This is a genomic window from Faecalimonas umbilicata (genome assembly GCF_042846195.1).
Taxonomy (GTDB): Bacteria; Bacillota; Clostridia; order Lachnospirales; family Lachnospiraceae; genus Faecalimonas; species Faecalimonas umbilicata.
Genome location: NZ_AP031411.1, coordinates 1,661,485 through 1,685,152, shown reverse-complemented (window position 1 = coordinate 1,685,152; position 23,668 = coordinate 1,661,485). Strand labels below are relative to the sequence as shown.

The 23,668-nt window shown below is 42.0% G+C and carries 20 protein-coding genes and 1 tRNA gene; 17 read left to right on the top strand and 4 right to left on the bottom strand.

Annotated features, from left to right (window positions below):
* The first annotated feature begins 48 nt into the window (after nt 1-48).
* The 6 genes from mnmA to ACGG81_RS07975 all read left to right on the top strand — a co-directional run bounded on the left by mnmA (nt 49) and on the right by ACGG81_RS07975 (nt 5,538).
* Complete coding sequence (mnmA, locus tag ACGG81_RS08000) at nt 49-1,122, top strand: tRNA 2-thiouridine(34) synthase MnmA (RefSeq protein ID WP_009261995.1); 1,074 nt, start codon at nt 49-51, stop codon at nt 1,120-1,122.
* Between the two features lie 45 nt (nt 1,123-1,167).
* Nucleotides 1,168-1,968: a histidinol-phosphatase HisJ family protein gene (locus ACGG81_RS07995; protein WP_009261994.1), complete on the top strand. Its 801-nt coding sequence runs from the start codon at nt 1,168-1,170 to the stop codon at nt 1,966-1,968.
* Between the two features lie 128 nt (nt 1,969-2,096).
* A complete protein-coding gene (gap, locus tag ACGG81_RS07990; protein ID WP_008975360.1) occupies nt 2,097-3,110 on the top strand; it encodes a type I glyceraldehyde-3-phosphate dehydrogenase in 1,014 nt (337 codons plus the stop codon).
* Between the two features lie 116 nt (nt 3,111-3,226).
* Nucleotides 3,227-4,420 carry a phosphoglycerate kinase gene (locus ACGG81_RS07985; RefSeq protein ID WP_009261993.1) on the top strand — a complete coding sequence of 398 codons (1,194 nt, stop codon included), beginning with the start codon at nt 3,227-3,229 and terminating at the stop codon, nt 4,418-4,420.
* 158 nt (nt 4,421-4,578) lie between these two features.
* Nucleotides 4,579-5,331, top strand: a complete 753-nt coding sequence (gene tpiA, locus ACGG81_RS07980) for a triose-phosphate isomerase (RefSeq protein ID WP_009261992.1) — start codon at nt 4,579-4,581, stop codon at nt 5,329-5,331.
* Nucleotides 5,332-5,406: 75 nt separating this feature from the next.
* Nucleotides 5,407-5,538 carry a hypothetical protein gene (locus ACGG81_RS07975; RefSeq protein WP_318265150.1) on the top strand — a complete coding sequence of 44 codons (132 nt, stop codon included), beginning with the start codon at nt 5,407-5,409 and terminating at the stop codon, nt 5,536-5,538.
* A gap of 10 nt (nt 5,539-5,548) precedes the next feature.
* Here ACGG81_RS07975 and ACGG81_RS07970 read toward each other — a convergent pair whose 3' ends face one another.
* Complete coding sequence (locus ACGG81_RS07970) at nt 5,549-6,457, bottom strand: alpha/beta hydrolase (protein WP_008975363.1); 909 nt, start codon at nt 6,455-6,457, stop codon at nt 5,549-5,551.
* Between the two features lie 99 nt (nt 6,458-6,556).
* Between ACGG81_RS07970 and ACGG81_RS07965 the strand changes: the two genes are divergently transcribed.
* The 3 genes from ACGG81_RS07965 (at nt 6,557) to gpmI (ending at nt 10,166) form a co-directional block, all read left to right on the top strand.
* Nucleotides 6,557-7,831 carry a hypothetical protein gene (locus ACGG81_RS07965; protein WP_009261990.1) on the top strand — a complete coding sequence of 425 codons (1,275 nt, stop codon included), beginning with the start codon at nt 6,557-6,559 and terminating at the stop codon, nt 7,829-7,831.
* 9 nt (nt 7,832-7,840) lie between these two features.
* Entirely contained in the window at nt 7,841-8,545 is a 705-nt protein-coding gene (locus ACGG81_RS07960; protein ID WP_117577192.1) for a DUF6320 domain-containing protein, read from the top strand.
* Nucleotides 8,546-8,627: 82 nt separating this feature from the next.
* Nucleotides 8,628-10,166, top strand: a complete 1,539-nt coding sequence (gpmI, locus tag ACGG81_RS07955; RefSeq protein WP_390107727.1) for a 2,3-bisphosphoglycerate-independent phosphoglycerate mutase — start codon at nt 8,628-8,630, stop codon at nt 10,164-10,166.
* A 160-nt stretch (nt 10,167-10,326) separates the two neighbouring features.
* Here gpmI and ACGG81_RS07950 read toward each other — a convergent pair whose 3' ends face one another.
* Both ACGG81_RS07950 and ACGG81_RS07945 read right to left on the bottom strand, forming a co-directional pair.
* Nucleotides 10,327-10,953, bottom strand: a complete 627-nt coding sequence (locus tag ACGG81_RS07950) for a response regulator (protein ID WP_390107724.1) — start codon at nt 10,951-10,953, stop codon at nt 10,327-10,329.
* The gene (locus tag ACGG81_RS07945; protein ID WP_390107721.1) at nt 10,950-11,681 is read right to left on the bottom strand and encodes a sensor histidine kinase; all 732 of its coding nucleotides are present in this window, start codon (nt 11,679-11,681) and stop codon (nt 10,950-10,952) included. Before ACGG81_RS07945 ends, ACGG81_RS07950 begins: the two co-directional genes overlap by 4 nt.
* Before the next feature lie 89 nt (nt 11,682-11,770).
* Here ACGG81_RS07945 and ACGG81_RS07940 point away from each other — a divergent pair, with 89 nt between their 5' ends.
* Entirely contained in the window at nt 11,771-12,145 is a 375-nt protein-coding gene (locus ACGG81_RS07940) for an ABC transporter permease (RefSeq protein WP_390110368.1), read from the top strand.
* Nucleotides 12,146-12,218: 73 nt separating this feature from the next.
* Nucleotides 12,219-14,021, top strand: a complete 1,803-nt coding sequence (locus tag ACGG81_RS07935; protein ID WP_390107718.1) for an IS1182 family transposase — start codon at nt 12,219-12,221, stop codon at nt 14,019-14,021.
* A gap of 145 nt (nt 14,022-14,166) precedes the next feature.
* On the opposite strand, the gene ACGG81_RS07930 is transcribed toward ACGG81_RS07935, so the two are convergent.
* Nucleotides 14,167-18,435 carry an acyl-CoA dehydratase activase-related protein gene (locus ACGG81_RS07930; protein ID WP_390107716.1) on the bottom strand — a complete coding sequence of 1,423 codons (4,269 nt, stop codon included), beginning with the start codon at nt 18,433-18,435 and terminating at the stop codon, nt 14,167-14,169.
* Nucleotides 18,436-18,639: 204 nt separating this feature from the next.
* Here ACGG81_RS07930 and ACGG81_RS07925 point away from each other — a divergent pair, with 204 nt between their 5' ends.
* The 6 genes from ACGG81_RS07925 (at nt 18,640) to ACGG81_RS07900 (ending at nt 23,614) form a co-directional block, all read left to right on the top strand.
* Complete coding sequence (locus ACGG81_RS07925) at nt 18,640-19,500, top strand: rhomboid family intramembrane serine protease (protein ID WP_119987174.1); 861 nt, start codon at nt 18,640-18,642, stop codon at nt 19,498-19,500.
* A gap of 39 nt (nt 19,501-19,539) precedes the next feature.
* Nucleotides 19,540-20,976: a pyruvate kinase gene (gene pyk, locus ACGG81_RS07920; RefSeq protein WP_119987171.1), complete on the top strand. Its 1,437-nt coding sequence runs from the start codon at nt 19,540-19,542 to the stop codon at nt 20,974-20,976.
* A 79-nt stretch (nt 20,977-21,055) separates the two neighbouring features.
* Nucleotides 21,056-22,327, top strand: coding sequence for a diaminopimelate decarboxylase (locus tag ACGG81_RS07915; RefSeq protein ID WP_016438591.1), 1,272 nt, complete (start codon nt 21,056-21,058; stop codon nt 22,325-22,327).
* An 86-nt stretch (nt 22,328-22,413) separates the two neighbouring features.
* Nucleotides 22,414-22,495 (top strand) — tRNA-Leu (locus ACGG81_RS07910).
* 224 nt (nt 22,496-22,719) lie between these two features.
* A complete protein-coding gene (locus ACGG81_RS07905) occupies nt 22,720-22,995 on the top strand; it encodes a hypothetical protein (RefSeq protein WP_009261979.1) in 276 nt (91 codons plus the stop codon).
* Between the two features lie 133 nt (nt 22,996-23,128).
* On the top strand, nt 23,129-23,614 hold the full coding sequence (locus ACGG81_RS07900) for a GNAT family N-acetyltransferase (RefSeq protein ID WP_390107712.1): 486 nt from the start codon (nt 23,129-23,131) through the stop codon (nt 23,612-23,614).
* The last annotated feature ends 54 nt before the right edge of the window (nt 23,615-23,668 follow it).

Genomic DNA, 23,668 nt, shown 5'->3' with positions numbered 1-23,668 from the left:
CCGAATACAAAAACACAGTCTGGCATCTGCCGGGCGGGAGGAATTTAGATGAAGAAAAAGGTAGTCGTAGGAATGTCAGGAGGTGTGGATTCTTCGGTAGCAGCATATCTGCTCAAAGAACAGGGGTATGATGTAATCGGGGTGACGATGCAGATCTGGCAGGATGAGGATCGCGCAGTTGAAGAAGAAAACGGAGGCTGCTGTGGGCTCAGTGCGGTTGATGATGCAAGACGTGTTGCGGCGGCACTTGAAATTCCATACTATGTAATGAATTTTAAGAAAGAATTTAAAGAAAAGGTCATTGATTATTTTGTGCAGGAATATCTGCATGGGCGAACTCCGAATCCATGTATTGCCTGTAACCGTTATGTGAAATGGGAATCCTTGTTAAAGAGGAGTATGGATATCGGAGCAGATTATATCGCAACCGGGCATTATGCAAGAGTTGTGCAGCTGGAAAACGGACGGTATACATTGAAGTGTTCAGCGACTCTGGCAAAGGATCAGACGTATGCTCTTTATAATCTGACGCAGGAACAGCTGAAGAGGACACTGATGCCGGTCGGTGAGTATACGAAAGACCAAGTGAGGGAGATTGCGGAAAAAATAAATCTTCGCATTGCCAATAAGCCGGATAGTCAGGATATCTGTTTTGTACCAGATGGAGATTATGCTTCTTTTATTGAAGAAGAGGCGGCTGTGAAGATTCCGGAAGGAAATTTCGTAGATCTTGATGGAAGAGTACTTGGGAGACACAAAGGCATCACGCACTATACGGTCGGTCAGCGAAAAGGACTTGGGTTGTCTTTGGGACATCCGGCTTTTGTTCTTGAGATTCGGCCGGAGACAAATGAGATTGTAATAGGAAGTAATGAAGATTCTATGTCCTATACACTGAGAGCGAATCAGTTGAATTTTATGTCCATCGAGGATTTAACCGGTGAGATGCGCGTATGGACTAAGATTCGTTACAATCACAAAGGGGCATGGTGTACAATCCGAAAGAGCGGAAAAGATGAGGTTACATGTACCTTCGAGGAACCGCAGAGAGCGATTACTCCGGGACAGGCAGTTGTTTTCTATGATGGAGAGTATGTTGTCGGAGGAGGTACTATTCTATAGAAGCAACATGCTGTTCGAACAGAAAAAATGTGAAGGAGGGAAAGGATGAAAGCGGATTTTCATATGCATTCCAGTTTTTCATCTGATGCAGAATTTGAACCGGAAGCAATGATACAAGAGGCAATCAGAAGAGGGCTTCAAACGATTTGCTTTACCGACCATCAGGATAAAGATTATCAAGGAGGATCTCTTTCCTTTACGTTCGATACGGAATCTTATTTTCGGACAATGCAGAGACTTCAGCAGGAATATCGCGAGAAGATAGATGTGCGGATCGGTGTAGAACTGGGACTTCAGCCGCACCTTGGCGAGTACTATAAACAGTATGTCAGTCAGTATCCGTTTGACTTTGTGCTCGGATCGGTGCATGTGATTCAGTCGGAAGATCCGTATTATCCACAGTTTTTCGAGAAAAGAACAGATCGGGAAGCATATGAGGCGGCTTTTTTGGCAACACTGGAAAATATCCGTGCAGTCTCAGAATTTGATGTACTCGGTCATTTGGATTATATCGTGCGCTATGGAAGGAGTATAGAGAGCTATTCTTACAGTACCTTTTCAGATCTGATCGATGAAATCCTGCGGGAGCTGATCGACCGAGGGAAAGGGCTGGAGCTGAATATGGCAGGATATAAGTATGGACTTGGATTTGGTCATCCGCATCCGGATATTTTAAAGAGGTATCGGGAGCTTGGCGGAGAGATTGTTACAGTTGGTTCGGATGGACATAGACCGGAGCATCTTGCTTATGCATTTGGACTTGTAAGTGAGATTCTGCATAGCTGTGGCTTTCAATATTATACAGAGTTTAAAGGAAGAAAACCTGTTTTTCAACAACTTCCATAAAATTGTAAATATGACTTGAATTTTCTGTGCGGATTTAGTACAATAAATAAAGGTTGATGAATCTTTAACAAAGTTAAGGAATTGTCAAATACAAATAATAGTTTAAGAAACTTTAGGAGGAATTAATCATGGCAGTAAAAGTAGCGATTAATGGATTTGGACGTATTGGACGTCTTGCATTCAGACAAATGTTCGGAGCAGAAGGATATGAAGTAGTTGCAATCAACGACTTAACATCTCCAAAAATGTTAGCTCACTTATTAAAATATGATTCATCTCAAGGAAAATACGCTTTAGCTGACAAAGTAACAGCTGGAGAAGATTCTATCACAGTAGATGGAAAAGAAATCAAAATCTATGCAAAAGCAAACGCTGAAGAACTTCCATGGGGAGAAATCGGAGTTGACGTTGTATTAGAATGTACAGGATTCTATACATCTAAAGCAAAAGCTGAAGCTCATATCAAAGCAGGAGCAAGAAAAGTTGTTATTTCTGCACCAGCTGGAAATGATCTTCCAACAATCGTTTACAATGTAAACCATGAAACATTAAAACCAGAAGATACAGTAATTTCTGCAGCTTCTTGTACAACAAACTGCTTAGCTCCTATGGCTGATGCACTTAACAAATTAGCAACAATTAAATCTGGTATCATGTGTACAATCCACGCTTACACAGGAGATCAGATGACACTTGATGGACCACAGAGAAAAGGTGATTTAAGAAGATCACGTGCAGCAGCTGTAAATATCGTTCCAAACAGCACAGGTGCAGCAAAAGCAATCGGACTTGTTATTCCAGAATTAAACGGAAAATTAATCGGATCTGCTCAGCGTGTTCCAACACCAACAGGATCAACAACAATCTTAACAGCAGTAGTAGAAGGAAATGTAACAGTTGAAGAAATTAATGCAGCTATGAAAGCAGCAGCAAACGAATCTTATGGATACAACGAAGATGAGATCGTATCAAGCGATATCGTTGGAATGAGATATGGTTCATTATTCGATGCTACACAGACAATGGCTCTTCCATTAGACAATGGAACAACAGAAGTTCAGGTTGTAGCTTGGTATGACAATGAGAATTCTTACACAAGCCAGATGGTAAGAACAATCAAATACTTCTCTGAATTAGCTTAATTTTAAAAGATTCGGAATAAGAAGATCCAAAAGGGTCCGGTCTTATGGGCCGGACCCTTTGCGGGTTTAAAAAAGATAAGTTGACTTTTATTTTTATAGTCAAGGAGGATATAAACATGCTTAACAAAAAATCAGTAGATGATATTAATGTAAAAGGGAAAAAAGTACTTGTAAGATGCGACTTTAATGTACCGCTGATCGATGGAAAGATTACAGATGAGAACCGTCTTGTAGCAGCGCTCCCTACAATTAAGAAATTAATCGCAGACGGTGGAAGAGTGATTCTCTGCTCACACCTTGGAAAACCAAAGGGAGAGCCAAAACCGGAATTATCTTTAGCACCGGTTGCAGCAAGACTTTCTGAGTTATTAGGACAGGAAGTGAAATTTGCAGCAGATCCAGAAGTTGTTGGACCAAATGCAAAAGCAGCAGTGGAAGCTATGGAAGACGGAGATGTGATTCTTCTTGAAAATACACGTTACAGAGCAGAAGAGACAAAGAACGGAGAAGCATTCAGCAAAGAACTTGCTTCTTTATGTGAAGTATTCGTAAACGATGCGTTCGGGACAGCACATAGAGCACACTGCTCAAATGTTGGTGTGACACAGTTCGTTGATACAGCAGTAGTAGGATACTTAATGCAGAAAGAGATTGACTTCTTAGGAAATGCAGTAAACAATCCAGAGAGACCGTTTGTTGCAATTCTCGGAGGAGCAAAAGTATCAAGCAAGATTTCTGTTATTGAAAATCTGTTAGAGAAAGTAGATGTTCTGATCATTGGTGGAGGTATGTCTTATACATTCAGCAAAGCGCAGGGTGGAACAGTCGGAAAATCTTTATTAGAAGAAGATTACTGTGAATACGCACTGAATATGATCAAAAAAGCAGAAGAAAAAGGTGTAAAATTATTACTTCCAGTTGATAATGTAATTGCAGATGATTTCTCTAACGATGCAAATACAAAAGTTGTTGCAAGCGGAGAGATTCCGGACGGATGGGAAGGACTCGATATCGGACCGAAGACAGCAGAGTTGTTTGCTGAGACAGTAAAGACAGCAAAGACAGTTGTATGGAATGGACCGATGGGAGCATTTGAGATGCCGAAATTTGCAGCAGGTACAGAAGCAGTTGCAAAAGCACTTGCAGATACAGAAGCAGTTACAATCATTGGTGGTGGAGATTCTGCAGCAGCAGTAAACCAGTTAGGATACGGTGACAAGATGACACACATTTCAACCGGTGGTGGAGCTTCTCTTGAATTCTTAGAAGGAAAAGAATTACCAGGTGTTGCAGCAGCAAACGACAAATAAGAAAATACTTTAGCGCAAAGCAGGGGTGCTGCAAAATAGAAAGTTTTTACAAGGGATCAGCAATGTTTAATGGGTGACAGATGCTAGCTTGTAGAAAAGCTTCACTTTGCGGCAGCCCTGTTTACATATAGATATTTTTAGGAAAGAGGACGTTAAAAATGGCAAGAAGAAAAATTATCGCAGGAAACTGGAAAATGAATAAAACTCCAAGTGAGGCAGTGGCACTTGTAAATGAGTTAAAACCATTAGTGGCAACAGAAGATGCAGATGTTGTATTTTGTGTACCGGCAATCAGCATTATTCCGGCAATGGAAGCAGCAGAGGGAAGCAATATTGCAATCGGAGCAGAGAATATGTACTTCGAAGAAAGTGGAGCTTACACAGGAGAAATCTCTCCTGCAATGCTTACAGATGTTGGTGTGAAATATGTTATCATTGGACACTCCGAGAGACGTGAATATTTTGCGGAGACAGACGAGACAGTCAATAAAAAAGTGAAAAAAGCATTTGAGCATGGCATTACACCAATCGTATGCTGCGGAGAAACTCTGACACAGAGAGAGCAAGGAGTAACAATCGACTTTATCCGTCAGCAGATTAAGATTGCATTTCTTGATGTGACAGCAGATCAGGCAAAGACAGCAGTAATTGCATATGAACCTATCTGGGCAATCGGAACTGGTAAAGTGGCTACAACAGAGCAGGCACAGGAAGTGTGTGCAGCAATCCGTGCATGTATCGCTGAAATCTATGATGAAGCAACTGCTGAAGCAATCCGCATCCAGTATGGCGGCAGTGTGTCTGCAGCAAGTGCACCAGAGTTATTTGCACAGCCAGATATCGATGGAGGACTTGTAGGAGGAGCTTCCTTGAAACCAGATTTTGGAGCGATCGTGAACTATAATAAATAATAGAAACACTTTTTGTGGAATCATTGCGGATGCTGCAGCAACGCATTAGGAAAGCGTGTTGCAGCAGATGACTTTATGAAAAACGAAATGACCGGCAGAGGGAAGACGATAGAATTTGAATCTATCCCTCTGGCGGTCATTTGTGATATGCCCGGTTTATGTTTGAAAAATGTAATTTTGATCGGGAACAGGAATAAGATCCCATAGCAAATGTACGTTATAAGCGGAATAAAAACTGTGCGGCTTCGTTAATGGCTTCTGTCGCCGTCTTCATATTTGACATTTGAAAAACATGCCACATTCCTTTGTAGATAGTCAGCTTTGCAGCGACATCCTGTCGAAGAAGTTTCTTGTGTAAGTCTGTGGAGTCATTCAAAAGGATTTCATTGGTTCCAACCTGGATATAGACGGGAGGAAACCCCGTGTAATCTCCGTAAAGTGGGGAAACAAAAGGATCTGCATAAATGCTGGCATCACTATTGCTCTCTGGTACATAGGCACACCGCGCGCGTTCAAGATAATCCTTAGTCAGGATTGGATCCAATGCCGCTTTTTTTTCGTGGGATGCGCCACTTAATGTCAGATCTGTCCACGGAGAAAAGAGAACAAGAGCTTTTGGCAGAATCCGTCCATCTTCCTTTAGCTTCAACGCAAGTGAGAGAGCCAGATTACCGCCGGCAGAATCCCCAGCGAGAATAACATTTTTTGCACCGTATCCCAAGTGCATCAGATACCCCCACACTTTTAATGCATCTTCCAATGCTGCCGGGGAGGGATGCTCCGGGGCAAGGCGGTAGTTGAAACTTAAAATGTCAGAGGAAGAAGCAGATGCAAGCTTTGTTGTCAGTGTACGGGAATATTCGAGACTTCCGGTAAAGAAGCCGCCGCCGTGACAGTATAAGATAATTGTCTCGTTCTGGTGTGGACGATTTAGGCGGATCCACTCTGAGGGAATATCATCGATCAAAAATTCAGTGTAGGATGCTTCGCTTTGCTTTGTCCCGAGCAGTCGCCCGAGGTTTGCCTGAGAGCGTCTGTATTTTTCTAAATCGTCATTGACTGTAAAATTATGAATAGCCTTGATGATCTTCATCAGACCCTGTTGTTTTTTCTCTTGATTTGGCATAAATCCTCGTATCCTTTCTTGTAGTAATTTATTCTATCACAAAGCAGTTGTCATATACAATCAAATTCTTTATAATAAAGCTAGGAAAGGAAGAAAAAGATGAATAACAGAAATCAATGGTTAAAACTGGACTTGTCGGGCAATGTTTATCCGACACTTCAGAGAAAAAGTTTCTCATCGGTATTCCGCGTTTCTGTCACCTTGAAAGAAAAGGTAGATCCTCAGATTCTCCAGAAAGCTTATGAGAAGACACTTCCGAGATTTCCATCCTTGAAAGTTGCATTGCGAAAAGGATTGTTTTGGCGTTACCTAGAGCCAAATAAAAACCCGGTGCCGCAGGTGGAGCGAGATGTCAAAAATCCATGCATGCCGATGGATTTTAAGACAAAGCACCGCTATCTGATCCGTCTGTATTATTATGAATGTCAGATTTCTTTTGAAGTATTTCATTCTCTGGCCGATGGTCTTGGGGCAGTTACTTTTTTAAAGACACTGACAGCAGTTTATCTGCGAATGCACGGTGTGAAGATTCCGGATGAGGAGGGGATTCTTTCTGTAGAGGAGGAACCAAAAAGAGAGGAACTGGAAGATTCTTATATGAAGTATGCCAATTCTAAGGTGACACCAAAGAGGAGTCAGGGCAGTGCCTATAGGGTGCGCGGGACAAAAGAACCGTTCTATACACTGAATATTATCAGTGGAAGTATGAGTGTCAGTGATCTTAAGACAGCATCGAAAAAATACGGTGTGACGATCACGGAGTATTTAAATGCCGTATTGGTGTATGCATTGATTGAGAATCAGAAGTGCAGCAAGGTGTGGAGGGAAAAGCCGGTGAGGATTGCAATGCCAGTCAATCTGAGACAGTTTTTCCCATCAAAGACACTTCGGAATTTTATTACAATGGTTTATCCCGGAGTGGATCCGCGGATGGGTGAATATAGTTTTGAGGAGATTTTAAAAGAGATTCACTATTATATGCGATATCATATCAATGAGAAGTTTTTGAATGCAGATATTACGACGAATGCAAAGACACTGCAGAGTCCGCTAATCCGTATTGTTCCGCTTTGTATTAAGGATATTGTCGTTAAACAGTTTTACAAACATGTGCAGGATTGTCAGTCTTCCGCGGGGCTTACCAATCCTGGAATCATCAAAGTTCCCGCGGAGATGGAACCGTATCTGGAACGATTTGATGTGCTGATGGGACAGCCATTCTCCGCTCGGACGAATTGTGCGATCGTAAGTTATAACGGTCTTACGACCATCAATTTTGCGAGCAGTATTGTGGAGAATGACATTGAGCGGGTATTTTTCAGAAAATTGGTAGAAGAAGGGGTTGCTGTGACAATTCAGAGCAACCGAGATTAGAGGTGTGAGATGGCTTATTGTGTAAATTGTGGGGTGAAACTGGAGGAGACGCTGACCAAATGTCCGCTTTGCAATACTCCGGTGTATCATCCACAGGAGGAAAAAACAGAGAAAAAAGTTCCGCCCTATCCATCTGAGCGCGGAACAGTGGAGAAGGTAAAACGGACAGACCTTGCAATCCTTTTGATCGTGCTTTTTGGAAGTACAGCTGTGGGCTGTGGACTTTTGAATTTGTTTGTATACAAGGGAAGTTTATGGTCGCTGTATGTGATTGGGGCATGTCTTGTATTTTTAGTGTTTTCCATTCCAATCATGGTGTATCGGAAGCTGCCGTATATTTTGATGGTACTGATAGATGGATGTGCGGTTCTTTTTTATCTGGCGCTTGTGGCATGGGTGAATCACGGGATGGACTGGTATGTGCAGATTGCAGTCCCGATTATTCTGCTCGGAACGGTTCTTGTGGCAGTCCTGCTATATGTCTATCAGCATGTCAGCAGATCTATTTTATTTACGGCGATGGTTGTTGTGATCGAGATGGCAGTGTTCTGTGCGGACATTGATCTGAGTGTGTGTTATTATCTTCATGAAAAATTTTGTTTGACATGGTCCGCAGCGGTTGTTGTCTGTGCAGCGATCATTACAGTGTCTCTGATTACTGTAATGCGGATTTCAAGACTGCGGGAGGAAGTGCGTCGCCGAATGCATATTTGAGTCTTGCAACGAGAGAAAAAATCATGTAAAATAAACTTCGTAGAAATTACGACATTTTTTTAACATAAAGGAGATTTGCTATATGAGTAAGAAACCTACGGTTTTAATGATTCTTGACGGATATGGTCTGAATGAAAAGTGCGAGGCAAATGCGGTGTGCGAGGCAAAGACACCGGTTATGGACAGCTTGATGAAAGAGTATCCGTTTGTAGAGGGAAATGCAAGTGGAATGTCTGTGGGACTCCCGGAAGGACAGATGGGAAACTCAGAAGTAGGACATCTGAATATGGGCGCTGGAAGAATTGTATATCAGGATCTGACAAAGATCACGAAAGCAATTCAGGACGGAGATTTCTTTGAAAATGAGGCGCTGCTTACAGCGTGCAGAAACGCAAAGGAAAACAATTCTGCGCTTCATCTTTTTGGACTGGTATCCGATGGTGGAGTGCACAGTCACAACAGCCACATTTACGGACTTTTAGAACTTGCAAAGAAAGAAGGGCTTGACAAAGTCTATGTACACTGTTTCCTTGATGGTCGTGATACTCCACCGGCTTCAGGAAAAGATTATGTGCAGGAATTATCTGACAAGATGAAAGAAATTGGTGTTGGAGAAGTGGCTTCTGTAATGGGACGTTATTATGCAATGGACCGCGATAACCGATGGGATCGTGTAGAACTTGCATACAATGCAATGGTAAAAGGAGAAGGAGAGCAGGCGGAATGTGGAGTTTGCGCAGTTCAGAAATCTTACGATGCAGGAAAGACAGATGAGTTTGTTGTGCCGACTGTTGTTGTAAGAGATGGGGCTCCAATTGCAACGATCAAAGACAAGGATTCTGTGATTTTCTTCAATTTCCGCCCGGACAGAGCAAGAGAGATCACAAGAACATTTTGTGATGATGCGTTTGATGGATTTGACAGAGGAGAGCGCGTGAAGACAACTTATGTATGTTTCACAGAGTACGATGTAACGATCCCGAATAAACTTGTTGCATTCCACAAGACAGAGATTGCAAATACATTTGGTGAATTCCTTGCAGCACACAACATGACACAGGCAAGAATTGCTGAGACAGAGAAGTATGCACATGTGACATTCTTCTTTAACGGCGGTGTGGAAGAGCCGAACAAAGGAGAGGATCGTATTCTTGTAAAGTCTCCAAAAGTGGCAACGTATGACCTTCAGCCGGAGATGAGTGCTTTTGAAGTGTGCGATAAACTGGTAGATGCGATCAAATCTGACAAATACGATGTAATTATCATTAACTTTGCAAATCCAGATATGGTAGGACATACCGGAGTTGAGAATGCAGCGATCAAAGCAATTGAAGCAGTAGACGAATGTGTCGGAAGAACTGTGGAAGCGATCAAAGAAGTGAATGGACAGATGTTTATCTGTGCTGACCATGGAAATGCAGAGCAGCTTGTAGATTATGAAACAGGAGAGCCGTTTACAGCACATACAACAAATCCGGTTCCATTTATTCTTGTCAATGCAGACCCTGCATACAAGTTAAGAGAAGACGGATGTCTGGCAGACATTGCTCCAACGCTGATCGAACTGATGGGAATGGAACAGCCGGAAGAAATGACAGGAAGATCCCTGCTTGTAAAATAGCGAGAGGCTGATTTGTTGTTAGGGAGCAAAGTGAAATATTCCCCAAAAGGCAAAAGAGAATATTCAGAAGAATTTACGACCTTGGATAGAGGAAACTCCTCTATTCAGGGTCTTTTTTGGTTCCTTGTCAAGGATTGGGGTAAAATGCTTTTGTTTTGCGTTACAGTAAATGTTGATAATAAAACACAGCAAGCTGTGTGCGGTCTCGCAGCTCTAATTTTTCTAAAATGCTGCTGAGATAATTTCGTACGGTGCCTTCCCCAAGATACAGTGCTTCGGCAATTTCTCTGTTGCTGCGTCCATCTGCCACAAGCTCAATGATAGAAAATTCACGGCTGGTAAGTTGATACGTTTCGTAATCGAAAGCTTTCTGTGGCTCAAAGAGCTTTGGAATCCGTGTCGTGATCTCTGCGCCAAATACAGTTTGTTCTTTCAGGACAGCACGGATTGCAGGGGAGATTCCAGTATAATCTTGTTTTAAAATATAGCCGCGGGCTCCCAGGTGCAATGCCTTTATAATGTACTCGTCATCAGAAAAAGTAGTGAGCAGAAGAATACGGGCATCGGGATAGCTCTGCAAAATCTGTTCTGCGGCATTTAGTCCGTCCAGATGTTCCATGCGGATATCCATGAGAAGGAGATCGGGCTGAAGCCGCTTATATAATCTGACAGCATCATTTCCGTCTTTTCCGATACCGCAGACAGAAAGATCTCCCTCTGCCTCGAGGATAGTCTTTAATGCGGTAGTGATCAGATAATCATCATCGACAATTAAAAGTCGTATCATAAATCAGATTCCTCCTTTTTGTTCTTTGGGATTGCAATAAAAATCGAAAAACCGTTTTCGCAGGAAAATGTAATCGTGCCGTTTAGTTTTCGGATTCGTTCTTTCATATTTTCCAAGCCGATTCCTTCTGTGGCAGAAGGAGATTGTAAAGTACCGTTATCCTGGATGACAAGTTGCCAGAGTGCAGGGTGTTCTCGCATGAGGATTGAAACGGCGGTAGCGTTACTATGTTTGATAATATTAGAGAGGGCCTCTTTTGTAATAGAGAGAAAAGCATATTTAATAGTTCGTGGGACCGTGATTGGCATGTCGTACTCTAGTGTGATCGGGCAGAAAGTAAAGGAGGAGGTCAGTTCCTCAGTGACTTCTTTTAAATTGACTGAGTCGTCGTGCAAGTCATGGACACTTGTGCGGATATTGTCCATTGCAAGAGATAATGTATCGGTGAGCTGTCTGAGTGGTTCCTGTAACGATTCTTCCTTGTTGATCGTCCTAATGGCACCGGATAGAAGAATTGCCCGAGAAAGCATATGGCCTACATTGTCATGGATTTCTCTGGCAATTCGGTTACGCTCCTGTAAGGTGGCAGTATAGATTTCAGAATCCTGTTTCTGGAGGAGTGCTTCATGTTTCTGGGATAGGAGCATGTTTTTTTCGGTCTGATCATCTACGGTGTGAATATACTGTTCCTTTAGCTGATCGTAATCAGAAGTATGTTTTTCCAGCAAAATTGCTGTGATACATCCGAAAAGTATATATAGAATTTGATCAGTAGCGGAAGAAGTTATAAGGAAAAGAAAGTCCGCATGCGGCGTATCTGGCAGGAAACAGTTTCCTGATGGTTCTAACGAGCCTTGCAATGGCATTTTTGATTGGCGCAGTCGCAGAAAGTGAGAACGTCATCAATATTATTGTGAATGTGACAGCGTTGGCAGTTTCTTTTCTTGGAGGGGTGTTCACTCCAACATCTGTATTAGATAAAGGGATATTGAAATTCTCCAGAATACTTCCGGTTTATTGGTATGAAGAAGTCAACAATCTGCTTGCCGGGTTCCAGGAGATTACACCGGAGAGACAGAGCGAAATCTGGAAATCATTTGGGATTCAGTGTTTGTTTGCAGCAGCATGTATCAGTATCGGTATGGCAGTGTTGAAAATAAAAGAGCAGAAGGGGCTATCGGGAAATAGATAGTTCCAAACAGGGGCAGATTTGACTCGTATAAGTCAAATCTGCCCCTGAAACTTTTCCGTAAAAAGAGAAAAAGATGGCTAACGACAACCATCTCCTCTCCGTTCCATGTTATAATGGAACTATGCTAAAACAAGATTATTATAACGAATTTTTTGAATTAGGGCAACAGAAAATTAACTTCAGTTTCTTCGAATTGTGTTTACCTGACGACGATCCAGTCTATACCCTGAAAAAAGTGATGGAGGATTTAGATTTTTCTGGCTTGTTAGCCAATTGTTCAAATAAGGGGAGAACCGGGTTTAATCCAATTATGATGTATGCTGTCGTTACTTACGCAAACATGCGAGGAGTTAGAGCTGTTGACCGTATTGTGGAGTTATGTGAAAGAGACCTTGCGTTTATCTGGCTTACCAAAGGACAGAAACCAAAAAGAGATGCATTCTATGAATTTAAGAATAAAAAACTAACGGCTGATGTATTAGATGAATTAAACTATCAGTTTCTCCACCGTCTGCAAAAAGAAGGACTGATTACCCTAAAGTCGCTTTTTATTGATGGGACTAAAATAGAAGCAAATGCAAACCGCTATACGTTTGTCTGGAGAGGAACGCTCAATTATCATCTTGCAGGATTGCTGGATACCATTGATTCGTTGTATCAGAAATATAACGTTCTAATCGACGAAAATGAGTATAGTATCAAATATGACATTCCTCATGCTCATATGTTTGTAATTGAAGGAATAGAGAAAGTAAAAGATGTCATTGAAAAGAACCGGAAACGAAAACTGACAAAACATAAAAAGTTATCCAATAATACCATCATCGAAATTGACAATTGTTCTCCGTTGGAGATTGTGAAACTCCAGAAAAATCTTCTTCAGATTGTAGAGCAGGAACAGATCGAGTTTGTTTATGGAAAAGGAAAGAAAAAACCGGAAATCCAGCAATTATATGAGGAACTGGAAGCCTGCGGTGAACGCCTGATGGGATACAAAGAATGCTTTGAGATCATGGGAAGAGACAGGAACAGTTATTCCAAGACAGATTTAGAAGCTACCTTTATGAGAATGAAAGAAGACCATATGCTAAATGGACAACTAAAAGCAGCATATAACATTCAGGTAGCAGTAGAGAATTATTTCATTGTTCAGGCATATGTAAGTAATGACCGGACAGATTATAATACATTGATTCCTGTGTTAGAAAAGCATAAAAACGCATTTGGAGAAATTTTGGAAGAAGTAACTGCCGACAGTGGTTATTGTAGTGAAAAGAATCTTCTGTACTTAAGGGATCATAAAATCACCAGTTATATTAAGCTGCAGGATCATGAAAAACGGAAAACACGTGCGTACACAGAAGATATTGGGAAGTATTACAACATGAAAACGCAGATCTTTGAGGATGAACTTTATTACGTCTGTCATGATGGAAGAGAACTTCATCATATCAGGACTGAGAAAAAAGAACAGTCTGGTTATACACAAACATTTGAGGTGTATGGATGTGCAGATTGTAGTGGCTGTGGATATAAAGCAAAATGTCTCTATAAATATAATGCCGAAAAAGATGCAGAGAAAAATAAAGTCATGAAGATCAATGAACAATGGGAAGTTTTAAAAGAAGAATCCCATGCAAATATCCAGAGCGGGAAGGGGATTTTGAACCGGCAGATCCGTTCCATTCAGACGGAAGGACATTTTGGAGACATCAAAGAAAATGACGGTTTTCGCCGTTTTAATTACCGGACAGCAGAAAAAGTATACAAAGAATTCATGCTGTATGCGATTGGAAGAAATATAAATAAATACCATCGTTTTCTTCATGATGAGATCAAGAAATTTGAAGGAAAAACCGAAGAAAAGACTGCTTAGAAAAAGGATGCTTTTAAAAATGCAGTCAAGGGGTTTTTGCGTCCTAAAATACATACAGAAAAGAAAAAAATACGAATCTCCTAAAGAAGTTCAAGTATTAAAAATACTGATTTCTATGGGAGATTCGTATTTTAAGATTTAGAGCCTAAAAATCGGTATTAACCGATAGCCCCTTTCGCTCCAGATTCTTTTGTGCGGTAGACAGCATCAGTTTGATCCGATTCAGCTGGTTGACTTCACTTGCGCCTGGATCATAGTCGATGGCAACAATATTTGCAAGCGGATAGCGGTGTCGCAGCTCTTTGATGACACCTTTTCCAACAATATGATTTGGGAGGCAGCCAAATGGCTGCGCACAGACGATATTTGTAGTACCGCTATGGATCAGTTCTAACATTTCTCCGGTCAGAAACCATCCTTCCCCAGTCTGATTTCCAACAGACACAATGTCTTGTGCCATTGCTGCCAAATCTGAAATCTTTGCTGGTTCAGAAAAACGTTTGCTCTTTGCAAAGGCAGCAGAAGCCGGTGCCCGGAACCAGTCCAGTGCGTGAATTCCAAGGTTTCCCTTTGTGGCCGAAGATTTTTTCATTCCAAGGTGGCTTGCTTTGAAATTGTTGTTATAGAAGCAGTAGGCAAAAAAGTCCAAGAGATCCGGAACAACAGCTTCGGCGCCTTCCTGTTCTAAGAGTTCCACAAGGTGATTGTTGGCTGCAGGGAGAAATTTTACAAGGATTTCTCCTACGATTCCAACACGCGGTTTTTTTCTATCGAGAATCGGAAGTTCGTCAAATTCATGTATGATCTGTGCGCACAGCGATGAGAAAGTTCGCCTGGATGGATAACCACCAGATAAAAATTCTTTACACTTCTTTCTCCATTTTTCATGAAGCGCATTGGTAGAACCAGGGACTGCTTCGTATGGTCTGACACGGTACAGACATTTCATGAAGACATCTCCCAAAACAACAGCATAAATTCCCTTCATTGCAAGAGGGAGAGTGATCTGGAATCCAGGGTTGCTCTCAAGGCCGCTCAAATTCAGGGAAATGACCGGAATGTGAGGGTAGCCGGCTTTTTTGAGTGCCCGCCGGATAAAGCCAATATAATTCGAAGCACGACAGCCACCACCAGTCTGCGATATGATCACAGCGAGCTTATCGGTGTTATATTTTCCTGATAAGATGGCATCCATAATCTGTCCGACAACGATCAGTGACGGATAGCATGCGTCGTTGTTGACGTATTTTAGACCCACATTGACCGCTTCTTTATTATCATTCGGAAGAATTTCCAGTTGGTAGCCGCAGGAGCGGATTGCCGGCTCCAAAAGGTCAAAGTGGATCGGAGACATCTGCGGACAGAGAATCGTATAGTCTTTTCTCATCTCTTTTGTAAATACTGCCTTTTGGATGGAAGATGGCTGGATCGTACGGGTTGTGTGCATCTTTTCGTGAACGCGGATCGCTGCGATCAAGGATCGGATACGGATGCGGGCAGCTCCAAGGTTATTGACTTCATCAATCTTCAGGGAAGTATAAATCTTTCCTGAGTTTGTCAGAATATCAGAGACCGCATCAGAAGTTACTGCATCTAGTCCGCATCCAAAAGAAGTAAGTTGGATCAGATCCAGGTTATCTTTTGTCTTGACATAGTTTGCCGCAGCATAGAGGCGGGAATGGTACATCCACTGATCCATGACGATCAGAGGGCGCTCTACTTTGTGTAAGTGTGAGACGGAGTCTTCTGTAAGTACAGCAATCCCGTAGGAGTTGATCAGTTCTGGGATTCCGTGATTGACTTCCGGGTCAATGTGATATGGGCGTCCGGCAAGAACGATTCCCCTCTTATGATGTTTTTCAAGCCATGCGATCGTCTCTTCTCCTTTTTTTCGGATATCTTCCCGGCAGGCGGCAAGTTCGTCCCATGCTTTTTTTACTGCATGGCGAATTTCCTGTTCTGGAATCTGGAATTCTTTTGAAAATTCTTCTATGAGCCGCTTGGACAGCACTTCCTCACTTTTGAAAGAGAGGAATGGATTTTTAAAGTGAATCGTTCCATTGGTGATTGCATCCATATTATTTTTGATGTTTTCAGCATAGGATGTAACCATTGGGCAGTTATAATGATTGTTTGCATCTTTAAATTCTTCCCGTTCATAAGGAATGCAAGGATAGAAAATAAAGGTCACTCCCTGATTGATCAGCCATTCCACATGTCCATGTGCCAGTTTTGCCGGATAACATTCAGATTCACTTGGAATAGATTCGATTCCGAGTTCATAAATCTTACGGCTAGACGGTGGCGAGAGCACAACGCGGAACTTCAGTTCATGGAAGAAAGTAAACCAGAACGGGTAATTTTCATACATGTTCAAGACACGAGGGAGACCGACCGTTCCGCGTACGGCTTCTTGTTCGGAAAGCGGCTCATAGCCGAAGCAACGTTCGCTTTTGTATGCGAATAAATTTGGGAGTTCCTGTTCTTTTTTCTCTTTTCCAAGTCCGCGTTCACAACGGTTTCCGGTAATAAAACTTCTTCCGCCGCTGAAACGGTTGACAGTAAGCCGGCAGTTATTTGTGCATCCGCGGCACTTTGTCATTGTTGTGCTGTATGTAAGCGCTTCAATTTCTTCTATCGGAAGCATGGTTGTTCCTTTACTTTCATTGAAACGCTCGCGGGCAATCAGAGCAGCGCCGAAAGCGCCCATGATTCCTGCGATATCCGGTCGAATACACTCGCAGTCTGCAATTTTTTCAAAACTTCTGAGCACGGCATCGTTGTAGAAAGTACCTCCCTGTACGACAATGTTTTTCCCAAGCATACTGGCATCTGATACTTTGATAACTTTATACAGTGCATTTTTGATGACAGAATAGGCGAGTCCGGCAGAAATGTCCGAGACAGATGCCCCTTCCTTTTGTGCTTGTTTGACTTTTGAGTTCATAAAAACAGTACAGCGTGTTCCAAGGTCGATCGGATGCTTGGCAAAAAGTGCTTCATGTGCAAAGTCTTCCACGCTATAATTTAAAGATTTCGCAAACGTCTCAATGAAGGATCCGCAACCAGAAGAACAAGCTTCATTTAACTGTACACTGTCCACAGTGTGATTTTTGATTTTAATGCATTTCATATCCTGTCCGCCGATATCTAAAATACAATCGACATCTGGATTGAAAAAAGCGGCAGCATAATAGTGGGAAATAGTCTCCACTTCACCCTCATCAAGTAAAAGGGCGGCTTTTATAAGGGCTTCTCCGTATCCTGTGGAGCAGGAGTGGGCAATTTTAACCCCATCTGGAAGTTTTGTATAAATATCTTTAATTGCCTTGACCGTTGTTCCTAACGGATCACCATCATTGCTGTGATAAAAAGAGTAAAGAAGATTTCCGTCTTCGCCGACAAGTGCCGCTTTTGTTGTGGTAGATCCTGCATCAATCCCGAGAAAACAGTTTCCCTTGTAGGAGGAGAGATCAAGTACAGGAACCTGATGTCGTTCGTGCCTGGTCTTGAAGTTCTGATACTCTGCTTCACTTGCAAACAGTGGTTCCATACGTTCTACTTCAAAATCCATATGGATATGTTCCGCCAGTCTTGCCTGAAGGGCTGTCAGAGAGGTTTCGTGATCTCCCTTGGAGTTAAGTGCAGACCCAATCGCAGCAAACAAGTGGGAATGCTTCGGTGCGATGATATGTTCATCGTCGAGATTTAGAGTGCGGATAAAGCTATTTCGCAGCTCTGACAAAAAGTGGAGAGGACCGCCAAGGAAGGCGACATGTCCGCGGATCGGTTTTCCGCAGGCAAGCCCACTGATCGTCTGATTTACCACTGCCTGAAAAATAGAAGCGGCGAGATCTTCTTTTGTAGCGCCCTCATTGATCAGAGGCTGGATATCTGATTTCGCAAAGACACCACAGCGTGCAGCAATGGAGTAGAGCGCCTGATAATTTTTTGCGTAGGAATTTAATCCGGTAGCGTCTGTCTGCAGAAGAGAAGCCATCTGATCAATGAAAGAACCAGTACCACCGGCGCAGATTCCGTTCATGCGCTGTTCGACATTTCCGCCTTCAAAGTAGATGATTTTTGCATCTTCTCCACCGAGCTCGATCGCAACATCGGTCTGAGGTGCGTAGTCCTGGAGAGCGGTAGAGACTGCGATGACTTCCTGTACAAAAGGAACTTCCAGGTGATTGGCAAGTGTCAGCCCGCCAGAACCAGTCATGACAGGAGACACTAAGATTGGACCGAGTTTATAAAGCGCTCGCCCGAGAAGATCGGAAAGGGTCTCCTGAATATTGGCAAAATGACGCTCGTAGTCAGAAAAGAGTACATTATTTTCTGTATCAAGAATTGCAATCTTTACAGTAGTAGAACCGATGTCGATTCCCAGTTTATATAGTTGTTTGTAATTCATAAATATTGCTCCTTTTAGAAGAAATAAGGTCTGTTCTAACCTATTAAAATATAGTCTGCTTAAAAAAACAATTTTCATTATATGACAACAATTTGCAAAATACAACGAAAAAATAATAAACTGTTAGAATTGACAAAAGAGGAGCTTGCAGGTACAATTAGTATGAGTAAATTTTAAGAAAGGTCAAGAGGAGTAGTTATTCATATGAATTGGATCAACAAACTAGAACGTAAATTTGAAAGATATGCAATACACAATCTGATGCATTACATTATCATCCTTTATGCGGTTGGCTTCGTTCTGAACCTGATCGCACCTGGTTTTTATATGGAGTATCTGAGCCTGAATGCTAACGCAATTCTGCATGGGCAGATTTGGAGAATTGTGACATTTTTGCTTCAGCCACCAGACGGAAGCCCGATTTTTATTGTTTTTGCATTGTATTTGTATTACATGATCGGACAGAATCTAGAGGCGGCATGGGGAGCGTTCCGGTTTAATCTGTACTTTTTTACCGGGGTATTGTTTCACTTGATTGCGGCGCTGATCGTATACTTCCTGACAGGAATTTCATTCCCAATCGGGACTTCGTACTTGAATCTGTCACTGTTTTTTGCCTTTGCGGCATTGTATCCGAATGTAGAGTTTTTGTTGTTCTTTGTCATTCCGATTAAGGTCAAATATCTGGCATTGCTGGATGGGGCATTTTTTGCATTCACGATCTTGCAGGGAATTCTTCCGGCTTACGCAGGAGGGGTCTTTGGAATTATGTATAAAGCAGACGCAATCGCAGCATTCGTATCTCTTTTGAATTTCCTGATCTTCTATGTATCATCAAGGAATATGAAGGCTTACTCACCAAAAGAAATCAGAAGGAAACAAGCATATAAGAAACAAGTGCACCGGGCAGAACACACTTATGCCAATGGAGCAAGACACAGATGTGCTGTGTGTGGCAGAACAGAACTGGACGATCCGAATCTGGAGTTTCGGTATTGTACAAAGTGCAATGGCGATTACGAATATTGCCAGGATCATTTATTTACGCATGAGCATGTCAAATGATTTTGAGACTGAAGTGAGATAAGAAAGGAAAAGTAAAAGATGAGAAAGACAAAAATTATATGTACGATGGGACCAAATACGAACGATAGAGCTATGATGAAGCGTCTCGCGGAAGAAGGCATGAATATAGCACGCTTTAACTTTTCGCATGGCTCTCACGAGGAGCAGAAAGGAAGAATGGATCTTCTGAAATCTGTTCGTGAGGAGATTGGGAAGCCGATTGCGATTCTGCTCGACACAAAAGGACCAGAGATCCGTACAGGTGTGCTGAAAGACGGAAAGAAGGTAATGTTAGAAGCAGGAGAGATGTTTACACTGACAACAGAAGAAATTGAAGGAGATGCAAAAAAAGTATCTATCACGTATGATGGACTTGCAGAAGATGTAGAACCAGGCAAGAGAATCCTGATCGACGATGGATTGATTGAGTTAGAAGTAAAGACCATCAACGGAAATGAAATCACTTGTAAAGTGTTAAATGGAGGAGAGCTTGGAGAAAGAAAGGGTGTCAATGTTCCAAATGTTCCGGTACGTCTTCCTGCACTTACGAAGAAAGACCGTGAAGATATTATTTTTGGTGTGGAACAGGGAATTGACTTTATTGCAGCATCCTTTGTTCGCTCCGCAGAAGGAATTCTGGAAATCCGAGCATTATTAAAAGAGTGTGGAGCACCACATATACCGATTATTGCGAAGATTGAAAATGCAGAAGGAATCAAAAATATTGATGAGATCATTCACTGTGCAGACGGTATCATGGTTGCGAGAGGAGATCTCGGTGTGGAAATCCCGGCAGAGAAAGTACCGTACTTACAGAAAATGCTGATTAAGAAATGTAATGATAACTATAAGCCGGTAATCACTGCAACACAAATGTTAGACTCCATGATCCGTAATCCGCGTCCGACAAGAGCGGAAGTGACAGATGTTGCCAATGCTGTTTACGATGGAACAGATGCAGTGATGCTTTCAGGTGAAACAGCACAGGGAAAATACCCGGTGGAAGCTTTACAGATGATGGTGCACATTATTGAAAATACAGAGAAACATCTTGATTATGATGTGCTTCTTGAAAAAGCGCAGGAGCATAGAAAGAAAGGAATTTCTAGTGCGATTGGATATTCTTCTGTGGCAACTGCAATGAATCTTTCGGCAAAATGTATTATCACACCGTCTGTAACTGGTGCAACAGCAAGAGTAGTGTCTAAGTTCAAACCAAAGGCAGATATTATCGGTGTGACACCGTATGAAGAAACTTTGAGAAAAATGCAGATCTACTGGGGTGTAACACCAGTAAAATCGATTGAATACAACACAACAGAAGACATCTGTAACGATGCGATCGATCTTGTGACAGCAAAGAGACTTGTGGAGCCGGGTGATATTGTCGTAATGACAGCGGGAATTCCGTCCCCAACGATCAAAAAATCACGTGACGGCGTAAGTAATATGATGAGAATCGCTGTAGTGGAATAAAATAGTCCGAGAGGGCATGACAAGACGGTATACAGCTGTTCGGTCATGCCTTCTCTGCAATAGAAAAGGAGAAGAAACGATGACGAAGAAACCATTTGTGACAAAAGAGCAACTGGAAGAGATTGCAAAAATCTATCCGACTCCGTTTCACATTTATGACGAGAGAGGAATCCGTGAAAATGTGAGAGCACTAAAGGAAGCTTTTTCTTGGAATAAGGGATATAAAGAATATTTTGCGGTCAAGGCAACACCTAATCCATTTTTAATTCAGATTTTAAGAGAATACGGATGTGGGTGCGACTGTTCTTCTTATACAGAATTGATGATGTCGGAAGCAATCGGAGCTGTGGGAGAAGATATTATGTTTTCTTCCAATGCAACTCCGGCAGAAGAATTTGTCTATGCGGATAAGTTGGGAGGAATTATCAATCTGGATGATTTTACCCATATTGATTTTCTGGAGAAGGCAATCGGACATATCCCGGAGACCATCAGCTGCCGGTACAATCCGGGTGGGCTGTTTCAAATCAGCAATGATATTATGGACAATCCTGGAGATGCGAAATATGGAATGACGACAGAGCAGCTGTTTGATGCATTCCGAATTTTAAAAGAAAAAGGGGCAAAACACTTCGGAATTCATGCCTTTCTTGCAAGCAACACAGTGACAAATGAATATTATCCGATGCTTGCAAAAGTTTTGTTTGAAGTGGCAGTGAAGTTGCAGAAAGAAACAGGAGTCCATATTAAATTTATCAACCTGTCTGGTGGAATTGGAATTCCGTATCGCCCGGATCAAGAACCGAACGATATCCATGCGATCGGGGAAGGGGTCAGAAAAGTATATGAGGAAGTACTTGTGCCAGCAGGTATGGGAGATGTTGCAATCTATACAGAACTTGGCAGATTTATGATGGGGCCGTACGGTGCACTTGTGACAAGGGCAATCCATGAAAAACATACGCATAAGGAATACATTGGCTGCGATGCATGTGCGGTAAATCTGATGCGCCCGGCAATGTATGGGGCTTATCATCATATTACAGTTATGGGAAAAGAGGATGCGCCATGTGACCATAAGTATGATGTGACGGGATCACTCTGTGAAAATAATGATAAATTTGCGATTGATCGCATGCTTCCAAAGATCGATATTGGAGATCTGCTTTATATCCATGATACTGGTGCACACGGATTTGCAATGGGATATAACTATAATGGCAAATTGAAATCGGCAGAACTTTTGTTGAAAGAAGACGGAAGTGTACAGATGATCCGGAGAGCAGAGACGCCGGCGGATTACTATGCGACGTTTGATTGCTTTGAAATTGGAAAAAAATTGATAAAATAAGTAAAAAATAGAAAAAAGGACTTGCAATTCAAAAAAAAGTGTGTTATGATAAATCTCGGTTCTGAGAGATGAACCGAGGTAAAAGAGCCGATGTGGCGGAATTGGCAGACGCACATGACTCAAAATCATGCGGAGCGATCCGTGCCGGTTCGAGTCCGGCCATCGGCAGTAAAATCCAGATTACTTTAAGTAGTCTGGATTTTTTGCATAGAAAAACACTTGCAATCGGGGGACGCAAGCGGTCATATGTAATTTGTAAGTTAGAGAAAACAGTGTATTTTAGAAAGATAATTAAAAATAATAGAAAACTATAAATAAGTAATAAAAATAATTGACTATTTTGGTAAATAGAATTAAAATAAAGAAAACGAAAAGAAAAGGGGTTGAAGGCAATGTTGAATCATATTCAGAGTATCATTGTAATGACTACTGTTGTATTGACTGGAATTGTGGCTGCGCTTTTTATGAAAGGGCATGTAGATTACAAAATTGAACCGTTCCATAAGTTCTTTAACCTTTTGGAACTCGGATTTTTTAAGATCTGTGATAAGATCGGTGCCAGCAAAAAGTACTTTGATTTAAAGAAGAGTGAAGAAGTACAGAATTATCAGCCAGAGCTTGGCTGGACAGATGTGGTAGAGAACGGACATAAGAAAGCTGCAAGATAGTTGGTACAGACAAGGTTACAGTAGTAAGAAATCTGTCGGACGATAGTCAAAGACAGATTGTACGGAATATCAATAGCAGAAATAGGAATGTGTCAGACACATTCCTATTTCTTTGAGAAGAAAGGAAGAACAGATGCAGATTAGAAGAGGAAAAGCAGAAGAAATCGATAAAATTATGAGGATATATGAGCAGGCACGTGCATTTATGAGAAAAAACGGAAATGCGACACAATGGGACAAGGGTTACCCTTCCAGAGAATTGATTCTAAAAGAAATTGAACAAGGGTGTCAGTACGTTTGTAAGGAGGAAGAAGCTATTGTGGCAGTCTTTAGCCTGTGTGGCGGACCAGATCCAACTTATGAGAAAATATGGGATGGACAGTGGTTGAACCAGTCTCCCTATCATGTCTTGCACCGGCTGGCATCCAGCGGAGAAAGAAAGGGAGCGGGCATGTTTTGCCTGCAATGGAGCATTGAGCAAAGCGAGGAAATTCGAGTGGATACACATGAGGCGAATCTGCCTATGCAGCGCCTGCTGGAAAAGAATGGATTTGTCAAATGTGGAAAGATCCAAGTGGCAGACGGCACAGAAAGAATCGCCTTTCAGTTAAAGAAGTAATTTGTTTCAGAGAAAAACAGTAGGCAGGTTGAGATGTGGGGATTTGAGTGTGAA

What these genes read in the sequence shown, in the direction of transcription:
- ACGG81_RS07905 (WP_009261979.1), top strand. Translation starts at nt 22,720, where the DNA reads ATGTTGAATCATATTCAGAGTATCATTGTAATGACTACTGTTGTATTG.
- tpiA (WP_009261992.1), top strand. Translation starts at nt 4,579, where the DNA reads ATGGCAAGAAGAAAAATTATCGCAGGAAACTGGAAAATGAATAAAACT.
- ACGG81_RS07970 (WP_008975363.1), bottom strand. Translation starts at nt 6,457, where the DNA reads ATGCCAAATCAAGAGAAAAAACAACAGGGTCTGATGAAGATCATCAAG.
- ACGG81_RS07925 (WP_119987174.1), top strand. Translation starts at nt 18,640, where the DNA reads ATGAATTGGATCAACAAACTAGAACGTAAATTTGAAAGATATGCAATA.
- ACGG81_RS07975 (WP_318265150.1), top strand. Translation starts at nt 5,407, where the DNA reads ATGAAAAACGAAATGACCGGCAGAGGGAAGACGATAGAATTTGAATCT.
- ACGG81_RS07930 (WP_390107716.1), bottom strand. Translation starts at nt 18,435, where the DNA reads ATGAATTACAAACAACTATATAAACTGGGAATCGACATCGGTTCTACT.
- gap (WP_008975360.1), top strand. Translation starts at nt 2,097, where the DNA reads ATGGCAGTAAAAGTAGCGATTAATGGATTTGGACGTATTGGACGTCTT.
- ACGG81_RS07935 (WP_390107718.1), top strand. Translation starts at nt 12,219, where the DNA reads ATGGCTAACGACAACCATCTCCTCTCCGTTCCATGTTATAATGGAACT.
- ACGG81_RS07985 (WP_009261993.1), top strand. Translation starts at nt 3,227, where the DNA reads ATGCTTAACAAAAAATCAGTAGATGATATTAATGTAAAAGGGAAAAAA.
- ACGG81_RS07960 (WP_117577192.1), top strand. Translation starts at nt 7,841, where the DNA reads ATGGCTTATTGTGTAAATTGTGGGGTGAAACTGGAGGAGACGCTGACC.
- gpmI (WP_390107727.1), top strand. Translation starts at nt 8,628, where the DNA reads ATGAGTAAGAAACCTACGGTTTTAATGATTCTTGACGGATATGGTCTG.
- ACGG81_RS07995 (WP_009261994.1), top strand. Translation starts at nt 1,168, where the DNA reads ATGAAAGCGGATTTTCATATGCATTCCAGTTTTTCATCTGATGCAGAA.
- ACGG81_RS07900 (WP_390107712.1), top strand. Translation starts at nt 23,129, where the DNA reads ATGCAGATTAGAAGAGGAAAAGCAGAAGAAATCGATAAAATTATGAGG.
- ACGG81_RS07950 (WP_390107724.1), bottom strand. Translation starts at nt 10,953, where the DNA reads ATGATACGACTTTTAATTGTCGATGATGATTATCTGATCACTACCGCA.
- pyk (WP_119987171.1), top strand. Translation starts at nt 19,540, where the DNA reads ATGAGAAAGACAAAAATTATATGTACGATGGGACCAAATACGAACGAT.
- ACGG81_RS07965 (WP_009261990.1), top strand. Translation starts at nt 6,557, where the DNA reads ATGAATAACAGAAATCAATGGTTAAAACTGGACTTGTCGGGCAATGTT.
- ACGG81_RS07915 (WP_016438591.1), top strand. Translation starts at nt 21,056, where the DNA reads ATGACGAAGAAACCATTTGTGACAAAAGAGCAACTGGAAGAGATTGCA.
- mnmA (WP_009261995.1), top strand. Translation starts at nt 49, where the DNA reads ATGAAGAAAAAGGTAGTCGTAGGAATGTCAGGAGGTGTGGATTCTTCG.